This is a genomic window from Mesorhizobium sp. WSM4808 (assembly GCF_055811675.1).
In genome coordinates, this window is the sequence record NZ_JBVVQX010000004.1 from 209510 (window position 1) to 223987 (window position 14478).

Annotated in this window: 12 protein-coding genes and 1 pseudogene; 7 read left to right on the forward strand and 6 right to left on the reverse strand. The window is 62.9% G+C overall.

Going from position 1 to position 14478, the window contains the following annotated elements:
• Positions 1 to 33 precede the first annotated feature (33 nt).
• Positions 34 to 948 (reverse strand): LysR family transcriptional regulator, encoded by a 915-nt coding sequence (locus AC0L2U_RS08705; protein WP_127267008.1) that lies wholly within the window; start codon positions 946 to 948, stop codon positions 34 to 36.
• A gap of 151 nt (positions 949 to 1099) precedes the next feature.
• Here AC0L2U_RS08705 and AC0L2U_RS08710 point away from each other — a divergent pair, with 151 nt between their 5' ends.
• Both AC0L2U_RS08710 and AC0L2U_RS08715 read left to right on the forward strand, forming a co-directional pair.
• Positions 1100 to 1741, forward strand: coding sequence for a DUF47 domain-containing protein (locus AC0L2U_RS08710; protein ID WP_127267007.1), 642 nt, complete (start codon positions 1100 to 1102; stop codon positions 1739 to 1741).
• A gap of 3 nt (positions 1742 to 1744) precedes the next feature.
• On the forward strand, positions 1745 to 2749 hold the full coding sequence (locus tag AC0L2U_RS08715; RefSeq protein WP_127317733.1) for an inorganic phosphate transporter: 1005 nt from the start codon (positions 1745 to 1747) through the stop codon (positions 2747 to 2749).
• 11 nt (positions 2750 to 2760) lie between these two features.
• Here AC0L2U_RS08715 and AC0L2U_RS08720 read toward each other — a convergent pair whose 3' ends face one another.
• On the reverse strand, positions 2761 to 3138 hold the full coding sequence (locus tag AC0L2U_RS08720) for a VOC family protein (protein ID WP_027039668.1): 378 nt from the start codon (positions 3136 to 3138) through the stop codon (positions 2761 to 2763).
• A 269-nt stretch (positions 3139 to 3407) separates the two neighbouring features.
• Between AC0L2U_RS08720 and AC0L2U_RS08725 the strand changes: the two genes are divergently transcribed.
• Complete coding sequence (locus AC0L2U_RS08725) at positions 3408 to 4589, forward strand: Mrp/NBP35 family ATP-binding protein (RefSeq protein WP_473601740.1); 1182 nt, start codon at positions 3408 to 3410, stop codon at positions 4587 to 4589.
• A gap of 21 nt (positions 4590 to 4610) precedes the next feature.
• Here AC0L2U_RS08725 and AC0L2U_RS08730 read toward each other — a convergent pair whose 3' ends face one another.
• Positions 4611 to 5063, reverse strand: a complete 453-nt coding sequence (locus tag AC0L2U_RS08730) for an SRPBCC family protein (protein ID WP_128287517.1) — start codon at positions 5061 to 5063, stop codon at positions 4611 to 4613.
• Positions 5064 to 5209: 146 nt separating this feature from the next.
• Here AC0L2U_RS08730 and AC0L2U_RS08735 point away from each other — a divergent pair, with 146 nt between their 5' ends.
• From AC0L2U_RS08735 to AC0L2U_RS08750, 4 genes and pseudogenes are all read left to right on the forward strand, one after another.
• Positions 5210 to 7015 carry an IlvD/Edd family dehydratase gene (locus tag AC0L2U_RS08735; RefSeq protein WP_023811496.1) on the forward strand — a complete coding sequence of 602 codons (1806 nt, stop codon included), beginning with the start codon at positions 5210 to 5212 and terminating at the stop codon, positions 7013 to 7015.
• Positions 7016 to 7230: 215 nt separating this feature from the next.
• Positions 7231 to 8049 carry a chromate resistance protein ChrB domain-containing protein gene (locus AC0L2U_RS08740; protein WP_128287556.1) on the forward strand — a complete coding sequence of 273 codons (819 nt, stop codon included), beginning with the start codon at positions 7231 to 7233 and terminating at the stop codon, positions 8047 to 8049.
• Positions 8046 to 9434 (forward strand): chromate efflux transporter, encoded by a 1389-nt coding sequence (gene chrA, locus AC0L2U_RS08745; protein WP_128287518.1) that lies wholly within the window; start codon positions 8046 to 8048, stop codon positions 9432 to 9434. The genes AC0L2U_RS08740 and chrA overlap by 4 nt, the downstream gene beginning before the upstream one ends.
• Before the next feature lie 64 nt (positions 9435 to 9498).
• Positions 9499 to 9717: pseudogene (locus AC0L2U_RS08750) on the forward strand (hypothetical protein); the annotation flags it as partial.
• A gap of 23 nt (positions 9718 to 9740) precedes the next feature.
• Here the strand turns inward: AC0L2U_RS08750 and AC0L2U_RS08755 are convergent.
• The 3 genes from AC0L2U_RS08755 to pdxR form a co-directional block, all read right to left on the reverse strand.
• Positions 9741 to 10970, reverse strand: a complete 1230-nt coding sequence (locus AC0L2U_RS08755; RefSeq protein WP_128287520.1) for an aromatic ring-hydroxylating oxygenase subunit alpha — start codon at positions 10968 to 10970, stop codon at positions 9741 to 9743.
• Between the two features lie 173 nt (positions 10971 to 11143).
• Entirely contained in the window at positions 11144 to 12733 is a 1590-nt protein-coding gene (locus AC0L2U_RS08760; RefSeq protein WP_473601741.1) for a trimethylamine methyltransferase family protein, read from the reverse strand.
• A gap of 189 nt (positions 12734 to 12922) precedes the next feature.
• The gene (gene pdxR, locus AC0L2U_RS08765) at positions 12923 to 14416 is read right to left on the reverse strand and encodes a MocR-like pyridoxine biosynthesis transcription factor PdxR (protein ID WP_128287522.1); all 1494 of its coding nucleotides are present in this window, start codon (positions 14414 to 14416) and stop codon (positions 12923 to 12925) included.
• Positions 14417 to 14478 lie beyond the last annotated feature (62 nt).

The following is a 14478-nucleotide window of genomic DNA, read 5'->3' on the forward strand; positions in this document are numbered from 1 at the left end:
TGCACGATAGAAATTTTCTATCGCTCCGTTCGGCTAACTCTGTCTAGCGGAACGGTTGGCGTGGAAATCGTCCGCCAGCGCCATTGCCTCGTCCAGCAGCGCCGAGACCAAAGGTGTGTGCGGTTCGCGCGGTGTCGCCACCAGGCCGACCGTGTGGCTGGCGTCTGGCTCGACGATCGGAATGGCCCGGATCGGCTCGGAAAAACCGAATGTTTCCGCAAGGTTGAGCGGCATGATCGACGACCATTTGCCGGTGCGGATGTGCGAAAACAGCACGATCATCGAATTGGATTCCAGCGTCGGCCGCACCTGCACGCCGGCTTCGGCCAGATGCTGATCGATGATGCGGCGGTTCTGCATGTCTGGCGTCAACAGGCATAGCGGCAGGCTTGAGAGCTCCGCCCATGTCACTTTGTCGCGGTCGGAATAGGGATTTCCCATCGCGGTGATCAATTGATAGCGCTCGTCATAGAGCGGCACGCTGGTCACCCGCCCCAGCGGCTCGTTGTCGAGATAGGTGATGCCGGCATCGATGTCGAAATTGCCGAGCAGCGACAGCACCTCGATCGAGGTCCGCGACAGCACCGAAAAGGTGACGCCTGGATGCTTTTCGCGAAACGGCGTCGTCAGCCGCGGCAGCATGGCGAGCGCCGTCGGAATGGCGGCGATGCGGATACGGCCCGAAAGTCCGTGGCGCGCCGCGCGCATTTCCTCGCGCATGGTCCTGGTGTCGCCGACGATGCGGCGTGCCCACACCAGCACCTGTTTTCCCTCCGGCGTCAGCCCCTGGAAGCGTGAGCCGCGCAGAACCAGCATGACGCCAAGCTGGCCCTCCAACTGCTTGATGCCGGCCGAGAGCGTCGGCTGGGTGACGCCGCATACCTCCGCCGCTCGGCCGAAATGCTCCTCCCTGGCGAGCGCGATGAAGAATTCCAGCTTGTCGATCATGCGATCTTTCCGGTGGTTCGCTGCAAGGTCGGGGAAATCGCGCCTTACCGCAAGCGCGATGCACAATTGCCCTGCATCCACACCTTTAAGCCGGCTACCTGTTTCCCGCGGCGCGATGCGGCGCTATGTGGATGAAACTGGGAGATCGACCATGCTGGGCTGGTTCCGCAAGCTTCTGCCGCGCGAAGATCGCTTCTTCGACCTGTTCGAACGACATTCGCGCACCGTGGTCGGCGGCGCCGAGGCGCTGGAGCAGCTTCTCCAGGGCAGGGATATCGACCTCTGGTGCCAGAAAATCGTCGATCTCGAAGATGAGGCCGACCACATCACCGCGGAAGTCCTGCTGGCGGTGCGGCGCTCCTTCATCACGCCTTTCGATCGCGGCGACATCAAGGACCTGATCCAGTCGATGGATGATGCCATCGACATGATGCACAAGACGGTCAAGACGGTGAAGCTGTTCGAGCGCAAGGAATTCGATCCGCTGATGCAGGAAATGGGTGGCGTCATCGTCGCCGCCGCCAAGCTGGTGGCCGAGGCGATCCCGCTGCTCAACAAGGTCGCGACGCACACGGTGCGCCTCAACGCCATCGCCGAAGAGGTGATGCGCGTCGAAAGCCGGGCCGACGACCTGCACGAGCAAGGGCTGAAGGATCTCTTCAGGAAGCACGGCAGCAGCGATCCGATGGCGTACATGATCGGCAGCGAGATTTATGGCCAACTGGAAAAAGTGGTCGACCGCTTCGAGGACGTCGCCAACGAGATCAGCGGCATCGTCATTGAGAATGTCTAGGTGATGGAAGCCACCATTGCCTTTCCCGTGCTGGTCGGCCTCGTCGGCGTCGCACTGTTCTTCGACTTTCTCAACGGCTTGCACGATGCCGCCAATTCCATCGCCACCATCGTTTCCACCAGGGTGCTGCGGCCGCAATATGCGGTGCTGTGGGCGGCATTCTTCAATTTCATCGCCTTCATGTTCTTTGGCCTCCACGTTGCCGAGACCATAGGCAAAGGTATCATCGACGTCAGCATCGTCACCCCGGCGGTGATCTTTGCAGCCCTCGTCGGCGCCATCGTCTGGAACATCGTCACCTGGATCGCCGGCATCCCTTCGAGTAGCTCACATGCGCTGATCGGCGGCCTGGTCGGCGCCGGTGTGGCCAAGGCAGGCGTGGGCGCCATCGTCTGGACCGGGCTTGGCAAGACGGTTGCGGCAATCGTCTTGTCGCCGGCGACCGGCTTTATCCTGGCGCTCGTCCTGATTCTTGTCGTCTCGTGGCTCTTCGTGCGCCAGACGCCGTTTGCGGTCGACAGCACGTTCCGCGTCATGCAGTTTTTTTCCGCCTCGCTCTATTCCCTCGGGCACGGCGGCAACGACGCCCAGAAGACCATGGGCATCATTGCCGTGCTGCTCTATTCACAAGGCATGCTCGGCGCGACTTTCCATGTACCGCTCTGGGTTGTCCTCACCTGTCAGGCGGCGCTGGCGCTAGGCACCCTGTTCGGTGGCTGGCGCATCGTCCACACCATGGGCTCGAAGATCACCCGGCTGAACCCGATGCAGGGTTTTTGCGCCGAGACCGGCGGGGCGATCACGCTGTTTGCGGCGACCTGGCTCGGCATTCCCGTATCGACCACGCACACCATCACTGGCGCCATCATCGGCGTCGGCGCCGCCCGCCGCGTCTCGGCCGTGCGCTGGGGCATTGCCGGCAATATCGTCATTGCCTGGATCGTCACCTTGCCGGCCACCGCTTTGATTTCAGCGCTCACCTACCTCGCGGTTGGCCTGGCGAGGTGACGTAAAGAAATCTACCTGTCCACAAGGTTCAGGATGTTGCCGTCCGGGTCCTTGAACCAGGCGACCTTCATTCCGTAACCGACGTGGAGATCGCCCTCCAGCGTCAAGCCCGGCATCTGATAGTGCTCGAAGGCGACGCCCTTCGACTTCAGTTCCTTGACGATGTTGCCGATCTCGTCGCCAACCATCCAGGTTACCGCTGTCGCCTTGTTGGTTCCGGCAAATTGAGAATGATAGACGTTGAGGGTGGTATCGCCGCTTTTGTAGACGATCAGTTCGCCGCCCTCATCGTGCACCTGTTTCAGGCCAAGCGTTCCCTCATAGAAAGCCTTGGCTTTCGCGAGATCCTTCACCGCGAGATTGGCCGTTGCATTGCTGTTTGCGAGCATGATGGTCTCCTTTCCTGGTTGTCGACCCCGTGCTGGTCACCGAAATAGGTCGCCGCGATCGTTTGACGACTGTCGCTTGACCTGATTGTTGGCCGCATCGGCGCTCGATTATCTGGAAGACGTTTGGCGCGGATGAAATCCGACAGGACCCGCCGCTTTTCCAGGCACGCCAAGGCAGCCATTGCTCCACGGCTTGGTTCTGTCCGGAAACTGCATTATCTCGGGTGCAAGCTGCATCTCAGGCGCAAGCTGCGTAAGGAAAAACTGCCATGTCCGTCACCAAGGAAATCGTCACCGAGCGTCTGAAGACAGTCAACGGGCCGGATTTTACCGGCAACATCGTCGACCTCGGCATGGTTTCGGAAATTTTCATCGCCGACGGGAAGGTCTTCTTCTCGATTACCGTTCCCGCCGCCCGTGCCCAGGAAATGGAGCCGCTGCGCGCCGCCGCCGAGCGCGTCGTCAAGGCGATCCCCGGTGTCGCCGGCGCCGTCGTCGCGCTGACGGCCGAGAAGAAGGGCGGCGGCATGGAGGCGCCGGTTCCGTCGCGCGCCGCACCCAGGCCCGTTCCGCCGGCTGCGCCCGCTACTGCCGCGCCGCGTGCGGCTCCGCACGCGCCCGCCTCGCACAGCTCGGGCAAGCGTGGCGTGCCCGGTATCGAGGCGATCATTGCGGTCGCCTCCGGCAAGGGCGGCGTCGGCAAGTCGACCACCGCCGTCAACATCGCGCTCGGCCTCGCCGCCAACGGCCTGCGCGTCGGCGTGCTGGATGCCGACATCTACGGACCGTCCATGCCCAGGCTGCTCAACATCCACGGCCGGCCGCAGACCGTCGACGGCAAGGTCCTGAAACCGATGGAGAATTACGGCCTGAAGGTGATGTCGATGGGTTTCCTCGTCGACGAGGAAACCCCGATGATCTGGCGCGGCCCGATGGTGATGTCGGCGCTGACGCAGATGCTGCGTGAGGTCGAATGGGGCCGTCTCGACGTGCTCGTCGTCGACATGCCGCCCGGCACTGGCGACGCGCAGCTGACCATGGCCCAGCAGGTGCCGCTGGCTGGTGCCGTCATCGTCTCGACCCCACAGGACCTGGCCCTGATCGACGCGCGAAAAGGCCTCAACATGTTCAAGAAGGTCGACGTCCCGTTGCTCGGCATCGTCGAGAACATGAGCTATTTCATCGCCCCGGACACCGGCAAGCGCTACGACATCTTTGGCCATGGCGGCGCCCGCCGCGAGGCCGAGCGCCTCGGCGTCACCTTCCTCGGCGAAGTGCCGCTCGAGATGGGCATTCGCGAAAGCTCGGATGCCGGCACCCCGGTTGTCGTCTCCAAGCCTGACGGCGCCGAGGCGAAAATCTACCGCGACATCGCCTCGAAGGTTTGGGACCGGGTCAACGAAGAGCGTGGTGCGGCTGCTGCTGCCGTGCCGAGTATTGTGTTTGAATAGCAGGCGCCGCCGTGCTGCAGCCTAGGCCGCGCCGACCTTCTCGCCAAAGCTGGAAAAAAACTGTCCAGCCAGTTTCTTCGAGGTCGATTCGATCAGGCGGCTGCCGAGTTGTGCGATCTTGCCGCCGACATCGGCCTTGGCCGCGTAGTTCAATATCGTGGCGTCGGGTCCATCCGCCGTCAGCGTCACGTCGGCGCCACCCTTGGCGAATCCTGCAATGCCGCCCTTGCCTTCGCCCTGGATGGTGTAGGAGTGCGGCGGCTTCAGGTTCTTCAGCGTCACTTCGCCTTTGAACGTCGCCTTGATCGGTCCGATCTTCACCACCACGGTCGCCGCCATCTCGGTCGGCGACTTCATCTCCAGGCTCTGGCAGCCGGGAATCGTCGCCTTCAAGACCTCGGGATCGTTCAGCGCTTCCCACACTTTTTGCAGCGGTGCGGCAATGCGCTCCTCGCCTTCGATCACCAAAGCCATGAAAACCTCCCGGACAAGACTGCCCGAACCCGTAATGCACGGCTCGGTGCGTGTCTATCGCACCAAAGTCCGGTTGCGACCGCACGCCCTCTTGCCTGCTCCCGCGCGTTGCCATATCGATTTGTCTTACAAATACGGAGACCATGATGGCAGGCGCCCCCACCCATAAGAAAAAATTTCGCTCGCAGGAGTGGTTCGACAATCCCGACAACCCGGGCATGACGGCGCTCTATCTCGAGCGCTATCTCAATTACGGTCTGACGCGCGCCGAATTGATGTCCGGCAAGCCGCTGATCGGCATCGCCCAGACCGGCTCGGATCTGTCGCCTTGCAACCGTCACCATATCGAACTCGCCAAGCGTGTGCGCGAAGGCATCGTCTCGATGGGCGGCATTCCTTTCGAGTTTCCCTGCCATCCGATCCAGGAGACCGGCAAGCGCCCGACCGCGGCACTTGACCGCAACCTTGCCTATCTCAGCCTTGTCGAGGTGCTCTACGGCTATCCGCTCGATGGCGTCGTGCTGACCATCGGTTGCGACAAGACGACACCGGCCCTGCTGATGGCGGCGGCCACCGTCAACATCCCGGCGATCGCCCTGTCGGTCGGCCCGATGCTCAATGGCTGGCACAAGGGCAAGCGCACCGGCTCCGGCACCATCGTCTGGGAATCACGCCAGCGCCTGTCGGCCGGCGAGATCGATTATGACGAGTTCATGGATATCGTCGCCTCGTCGGCGCCGTCCACCGGCTATTGCAACACCATGGGCACCGCCACCACGATGAACTCGCTGGCCGAGGCGCTTGGCATGCAGTTGCCGGGCTCGGCCGCCATTCCCGCGCCCTACCGCGAGCGCGGCCAGATTTCCTATGAGACCGGAAAACGCATCGTCGAGATGGTGCATGAGGATCTGAAGCCGTCCGATATCATGACGAGAGAGGCTTTCGAGAACGCCATCGTCGTCAATTCGGCCATTGGCGGCTCGACCAACGCGCCTATCCATCTCAACGCCATCGCCCGCCACCTTGGAGTCAAGCTCGACAATGACGACTGGCAGACGGTCGGCCTCAATGTGCCGCTGCTGGTCAATTTGCAGCCGACGGGCGAATATCTCGGCGAGGACTACCATCATGCCGGCGGCGTGCCGGCGGTCATCGCCGAACTGATGAAGGGCGGGCTGTTGCCGCATCCCGGCGCGCGCACCGTCAACGGCAAGTCGATCGGTGAGAACAGCGAGGGCGTTGCCAACGAAAATCCCGACGTCATCCGCTCTGTCGCCAAGCCGCTGAAGGCCAATGCCGGCTTCATCAATCTTCGGGGCAATCTGTTCGATTCGGCGATCATGAAGACCAGCGGCATTTCGCCGGAATTCCGCGAACGCTATCTCTCCAACCCCAAGGATCCCGAGGCTTTCGAAGGTAACGCCATGGTTTTCGACGGGCCGGAGGATTACCACGCCCGCATCGACGACCCGGCGCAAGGCATCGACGAACACACCATCCTGTTCATGCGCGGCGCTGGCCCGGTCGGCTATCCCGGCGGTGCCGAGGTCGTCAACATGCAGCCGCCGGCCTATCTCATCAAGAAGGGCATCCACGCGCTCGCTTGCATCGGTGACGGCCGCCAGTCGGGCACGTCGGGTTCGCCCTCGATCCTCAACGCCTCGCCGGAAGCGGCGATTGGCGGCGGACTGGCGCTGCTCAAGACGGGCGATCGTGTCCGCATCGACTTGCGCAAGGGTACGGCCGACATCCTCGTCACCGACGACGAGATCACCCGGCGCCGCGCCGAGTTGCAGAACAATGGCGGCTTCCACTATCCCAAGCACCAGACACCCTGGCAGGAGATCCAGCGCGGCATGGTCGCGCAGTTCTCGGAGGGAATGGTGCTGAAGCCGGCGGTGAAATACCAGGATGTCGCGCACACCAGCGGCGTGCCGCGGGACAATCATTGATTCTGGATCGACGGATGGCGGCTTGATCAAATCAGGCCGCCGTCGGTTTTCCGGTCAGTGTGTTGCATCCCGGCCGGGTAGGTCGAGAACGGTCACCGTCCTTGACAAGCGCGCCCAACAAATCCACCATCATGACAAGGGGTGCATCGCGACGACCCCGTGAGGCGTCAGCCCAACGTTCGCGTCCAAGCTTCTCTTTTCAGGAGGTGGACGCCATGCCGTCAACAACCGCTATCACCGCACCGCAATTGTCCCGGCTCATAGGTCTGCCGGGTGCACCTGTCATTGTCGATGTTCGCATAGATGAAGATTTCGACGCCGATCCGCGCCTGTTGCCGGCCTCGTGCCGGCGCGATTTCAAAACCGTTTCGACTTGGGCCGCTGCATTCGCCGGCAAGCCGGTGGCCGTCGTCTGCCAGAAGGGGCAAAAGCTCTCGCAAGGCGTCGTCGCATGGCTGCGCCATGAGGGGATATCAGCCGAATCCCTTGAAGGCGGCTTTGAGGCCTGGCGCGATGCCGGGGGGCTTCTGGTCCGCACCGCCAAGTTGCCGCCACGCAATGAAAAGGGCGCCACCGTCTGGGTGACGCGATCCCGCCCGAAGGTCGACCGCATCGCTTGCCCATGGCTGATCCGGCGTTTCCTCGACCCTGATGCGGTGTTCCTGTTTGTCGAACCCGCTGAAGTGCTGGCTGTTGCCGACCGCTTTCAGGCCGTGCCGTTCGACATCGACAATGTGTTCTGGAGCCATCGCGGCGAACGCTGCACCTTCGACACCATGATCGAGGAGTTCGGGTTGGAATCCGGGGCGCTCGATCGCCTGGCGTTGATCGTGCGCGCGGCCGACACCGCAAGCCTCGACCTGGTGCCCCAGGCGGCCGGTTTTCTGGCTGCCTCGCTCGGTCTGTCGCGTATGTTCCGCGACGATTTGGAACAACTGGAAGCAGGCATGCTGCTCTACGACGCGTTCTTCCGCTGGTGTCGCGACGCCACCGAAGAAACGCACAACTGGCCCGCTGCAGGTAAACCGTCATGACCATTCTTGTCCCCGACAATAAGGCGGTGACCGTCGAGCCGCCGGCTGCGCCGACCTTCGCGGAAGCCACGAAGGTCTGGGCGAAAATCGGATTGCTCAGCTTTGGCGGACCGGCCGGGCAGATCGCGCTGATGCACAAGGAACTGGTCGAGGAGCGGCGCTGGATCGGGGAACGGCGTTTCCTGCATGCGTTGAATTACTGCATGCTGCTGCCTGGCCCGGAAGCCCAGCAACTCGCCATCTACATCGGTTGGCTGCTGCACAGGACGGCCGGTGGCCTTGTCGCCGGCATCCTGTTCGTCGTGCCGGGCGCGCTTGTCATGCTCGCCTTGAGCAGCCTGTACGTCCTCTATGGCGACATGCCGCTCGTCGCGGCGCTGTTTTTCGGGGTGAAGGCGGCGGTGCTCGCCATTGTCATCGAGGCGGTGATCCGGATCGGGCGACGCGCCCTCAAGAACCGGGTCATGGTGTCGATCGCGGTCGCGGCGTTCATTGCCATCTATGCGTTGAATGTGCCGTTTCCGCTCATCGTCCTTCTCGCCGGCCTGACGGGATGGCTGGGGGACCGCGTTGCTCCCGGCCTGTTTTCCGGCTCGGCCCATGCCAAGGACGGTGTTGCCGACTCCAAGGGAGCGGTCGACCTGATGTTCGAGCGTGGCGAACTGGCCCATGTCAAACCGACCAAATGGCACGCGCCGCGCACCCTCGCCATCTGGCTGCCGATCTGGCTCGGGCCTGTTCTTTTGATCTGGTGGTTCACCGGCTCCGCAAGCGTCTGGACCGAGATAGGCCGGTTCTTCAGCCTGATGGCTGTCGTCACCTTCGGTGGCGCCTATGCGGTGCTCGCCTATGTCGCGCAGGCAGCCGTCCAGTCCTTCGGCTGGCTGGCGCCGGGTGAAATGGTGGACGGTCTTGGACTTGCAGAAACGACGCCAGGACCGCTCATCCTGGTGCTGCAGTTCGTCGGCTTCATCGCCGCGTTCCGCCATTCCGGCTCGCTCGACCCGTTACTTGCCGGATCGCTGGGGGCGCTGCTCACCCTGTGGGTCACGTTCACGCCCTGCTTCTTCTGGATATTCCTCGGGGCGCCCTACATCGAGGCCTTGCGCGGCAACAAGGCATTGTCGGCCGCACTGGGCGCTATCACCGCCGCAATTGTTGGGGTGATCATGAATCTGGCCCTATGGTTTGCTTTGCATGTCATTTTCCGTGAGGTGCACGCGACGGGGCTTGGCATGAACGTGCCGGTGCTTTCGTCCATCGACTGGCGTGCGGCCTTGCTATCCGTAGCCGCCATGGTCGCCATCCTGAAGCTGAAAGTCGGCATGCTGCCGGCACTCGCGCTATCCGCCCTTGCAGGGGTCTTGCTGGCGGCGGCTGGTTAGACAGCACCGCCTTTGTAATCCGCTTGCCCACCACCTAAGTGGGCTGGAAACGGAAGGAAACATCATGGCCGGACGGCGCTCTTCCCTCGGCTTCCTCGGAATGTTCGGCCGTTCGGGCGACTTGAGGCAGCTCGACGATGCCTTGCGCGGCGCCGATCTGCATCCAGCCCTTGTGCCGGAGGGCGTGAAGCTTACCATCGTCAACCTGATGAAGGATCGCTGGCCCGACGAGCCGCCGCCGGGCACCTATGCGTCTGTGGCACAATTAGGCAAGATCTGCCTGATCCCCTGCGGCAGCCGAGCCGATCAGGCCCGGCTGATCTCCTCGAGATACCAGCCGATGTAGCGCAGTTCGTTGTATTCCATCGGCGCGATCGGTCCGGGCACGAAATAGTGCGAGCGCACGCCGCGCGCGGTGTGCTCGATGATCTTCTTGTCCTCTTCGGTGGTGACCTTCCACAGCCAGGTCAGCTTCTCCAGATCGTAGTCCTGGCCCTCGACCGCGTCGCCGCGCACCAGCCAGATCAGCTCCATCTCACAGGTACCAGCTGTTTTCGGGATGAAACGATAGATCATGCCGTGATCGGGATAACAGACGAGAAAGGTCGTACCGCCAAGATGGATCGATGTCACGCCACCATCATAGTCGGTGAAACGGCCCATCAGCGGCGCGACCGGCGAGCCGTCCTTGCTGCCGCTGGAAACGCCGTCATAGAGCGCATAGCGGAAAGTGTGGATCGCCTCCTGTCCGGCGGCCGAGTTCTGCCAGCGGTTGGCGCTGCCGATCTCGATGCCGAGCGCGCAGGTGCGTTGCTCCATCGCGGCATTGAGTTGCTCGATCATCTCGGCCGGTTTTTCCAGCGCATGCGTCTGCGAATATTCCGGATGCGCCGGCCCGCAATGGTAACATTCGACATAGTTCTCGACGGCGAGCTTCCAGTTGGCGTCGAGCGGATAGGACTGACGATACGCCACCTTGGCGTCGCCCCAGCCATATTGGCCGCAGCTCGTGCGCAGCGACTGTTCGATCGGATCGAAATCGAGCGGCGTCTCGGCGAAGGAAATGAAGACCAGCCCGGAAGCGACGCGGACATGAAGCTTCTTCAGCCCGTGCGCCGAGCGGTCGAAATCCTTTGGCATCAGGCGCGCGGCACGCAAGGATCCGTCATTGGAATAGGCCCATGCGTGGTAGGGGCACACGAACATCTTCGCATTGCCCTTCTCCTTGGTGCAGACCTCGGCACCACGGTGGCGGCAGACATTGAGCATGGCATGCACGGTGCCATCCATGCCGCGTGTCAGGATGACCGCCTCGTCGCCCAGCTTGAACAGCTCGAAATCGCCGGGGTTCGGGATAACGCTGGCATGGGCCAGGCAATGCCAATGGCGGCGAAAAACACGTTCGATGTCGCGCTCGAAGATCGCCGGATCATGATAGAAGGCACGCACCAGGCCGTGACCTGGCTGATGAGATGCCACCAGCCGATCGATCGCGTCGCCGTCGGTGGGTGCTTGCTGGATAGGATGCACACTCATTTGTCATTCTGCCCGATGGTTGATCCCGGAGCAATTCCAGGAAAAGTGTGAAGCGGTTTTCTGTTAGGAATTGCGTCAAACGAAGAGCGCAATTCCAGGAAAAGTGTGAAGCGGTTTCCCGTCCTGAATTGGCTCCGGGTGGTGGCTGTATGGCTGCACGAACTCGTCTCCGGTCAGCCGCCCATTTGCGTGCGCGGCAGGTGGATCAGGTTGCCGAAGCGGGCACGCAATCTGTCGTCGACCTGTTTTGGCACGTGGCGCGGAAATCGCTCGGCAAGAATGCGTTTCTTCTCGATGATCGCACGCAGCAATATATCAGGCCGGCCTTTTTCGTTCCATTCCTTCGGCGAGGAACGATCGCCGAGGGCGGGATAGAAGTGCTCGGTCTGCATCAGCTTGAGCGTTTGTTCGTTGTCGAGATAGTGGCCCGGACCCTTGAGGCAGACCTCGGCGATGCTGTCGATCGACAGGGCCTCGTCAGTCACGTCGATGCCACGCGCGCAGCCCAGGCAATGACCGAGCATGTCGTTGTCGATGACCAGGCTTTCCAGGCAGAAGCCGAGCAGCGAGGCATGCATGCCGGCCGCCTCGTAGACGAGGTTGAGGCCGGAGAGGCCGGCCATCACATTGGTGATGCCCTTTTCGTAGCCGGACTGAATATCGGGCAATTTCGAATCCGTCATGCCGGCGGCGGAGCCACCGGGCAGGTCGTAGAATTGCGCCATCTGGGCACAGGCCGCCGTTGCCACCGACTGCTCGGCCGACCCGCCCGCCATGGCGCCGGTGCGCAGGTCCGACATGAACGGCCATGCGCCGAAGATCGCCGGATGGCCGGGCTTGAGCGCGTTGACATAGACCAGGCCGGCCAGCACTTCGGCCACTGCTTGCACGACGGCGCCGGCCATCGCCGCGGGTGCCGTGGTGCCGGACTGGCCGGTCGACAGCAGCAGGATCGGGATGCCGCCTTCGACGCAGGCCTCAAGCACGCCGCAGGCATCCTCGGCGAACTTCATTGGCGGCACGACGAATGAGTTGGAGTTGGAAACGAACGGCCGGGCACGGAAATTCTCCTCGCCGCCGGCGATGGCGTACAGCATTTCAAGCGCAGGCTTCACGTTCTCACGCACGGTGAAGGATGTTCCGACGTGCTTCGATGTTCCCATCACACAGGCATAAAGCGTGTTGAAATCCATCTCGAGCGGATCGGCGATGTCGCGCGCCACCATCGGCCGCTGGAAGAAATGGATGTTGTCCAGCCCGTCGACGATGCGGGCGGCATCATAAATATCCTGCAGCTTGGACTCGCGGTACTCGCGCTTCTCCAGATCCACCAGGTGCACGGCGATGCCTGCCGTGCCGTAGTGCACGCGCTTGCCCTGGACCACCATGTCGTGCCTGGGGTCCTGGCCATGAAGCGTGAAATGTCGTGCCGCTCGCTTGATGGTGTCGAGCACGAGCGCGCGCGGAAAGCGGACCCGGCCATCGTCGCCGTGGACCGCCCCCACCTTGGTCAGCACCTTTATGCAGGAAGGAATGGCGTTGGCGAAACCCACTGTCTCCAAAAGCGTCAGCACGCCCTCGTGGATACGCTCGCGGTCATCCCCGCGCAGCGGCCCGTAGCCGCCGCCCTCGATGGCCTTGTGCTGTGGTCTGGTATCCTCCACCAGGGGAGATGATCGCATGGCATGTCCTGTTTCGCGAAGACCGGAGCGCTGCGGACGACGGTTCGCCGGCGTGTCCTGCTGTTCGACAGCCACTGGCATGGAAGCACTCCACCTTCGTCGGCAGGAACTCGTGGCGGTTGGTCCACCATCGGCCTGCTTCTTCCCCTGACGCCGACTATGCCGCTGGCACTGGCCCATCCTATGGGCCAGCTGGCCCAGTTCCATGTGCCAGAGCTAAAATACCGGAGCCGCTGCGAACGGCTCCGGTCACGAGAGATCGACGATGGATCAGGCGGCCGCGGGTCTGCGTCCGGCGGCCGTGGCCAGTTCGCGAATGCCTGGCTCGATGTGCTGCAGTGCGATCGACGAGATGCCCAGCCGCATGAAACGCGAAGGCTTTTCAGTGCGATCGAAGAAACGGTCGCCTGGCTCGATGATGACGCTGCGCGAGGCGGCTGCCTCGGCCAGCCCGCGCGAATCGGTGCCGCGCGGCCCTTCGAGCCACAGCGACGTGCCGCCGGCCGAATCGGTCGAACGCCATTCCGGCAGGAAGGCGGAAATCGCATGGACCAGCCGCTTACGCCGCTCGTCGAAGGCTGAAGACAGCCGCCGCACCAGCGCCTCGTGGTGGCCGAGCGACAGGAATAGCGCTACGGCGCGCTGATTGTTGGCCGGCGGGTGACGCAGCATGAAGCGGCGCAGCGCCCTGAGCTCCGCGATCAGTCCGGCGGACGCCACGATGTAGCCGAGCCGCAGGCCCGGAGCCAGCGTCTTGGACATCGAGCCGACATAGACGACGCGGCCGGAGCGATCGAGGCTCTTCAGCGCTTGCTGCGGTGCCTCGTCGAGAAGCTGGCTGTCATAGCCGTCCTCGATGATGATCTGGTTGTAGCGGTTGGCGCGCGCCAGAAGATCCTGCCGCCGCTCCGCCGACAACGGCACCATGGTCGGGCAATGATGGCTTGGCGTGACGAAGACGAACCCGGAATCGTTGGCAATAGAAGCAGTTACGATGCCGGACTGGTCGACCGGCACCGGCTGTATCTCCGCGCCCGCAAGGCGGAAGATCGAGCGGGCGTCGGGATAGCCCGGGTCTTCCATCGCCACCTTGGAGCCTTTGGACATCAGCAGCGTCGCCAGCATGTAGAGCGCGTTCTGAGCGCCCAGCGTGACGATGATCTCGTCCGGATTGGCGAAGATGCCGCGCCGGGGCAGGAGCCGCGCCTGGATCTGCTCGATCAGCAGCGGATCGTCACGGTCGACCATGTCGGACGCCCAGTTACGGATTTCCAGCACGGCAAGCGCCATGCGGTTGCACTCGCGCCACTCGGCGGTCGGGAACAGCGCCGGGTCGAACTGCCCGTAGACGAAGGGATAGGACGACTTGATCCAGTTCTCGTGCTTCGCTGGCGGCGGCATGTCGCTTGCGGCGATCTTGCGGCGTGCCTTCCAGTCGATCTCGTTGGCCTGGTCGGGCGCCTTCTGGTGGGGCTTGGCCGGTGTCGCCAGCACATCGGGATTGACGAAATGGCCACGCCGCTCGCGCGCCACCAGGAAACCCTGGTCGACGAGCTGCTGGAACGCCAGCACCACGGTTCCGCGAGCCACGCCAAGTTTTTCGGCCAGGATCCGGCAGGAAGGAAGCGGCATCGAAGCGGCGATCTGGCGGTCGAGAATGGCGGCTACGATGGCCTGGCGGATCTGCGCCTGCAGGGTTTGGCCGGATTCGGCCGAAATCCGGAACAGGCCGGACCATATCGCCGTGTCGTTTCGCTGTGGCATGGGAGATTTCCTCGATGGCCAGCCTTTTTCGCTTGGCTGGACCAGCCGAACGTAACCGTGGC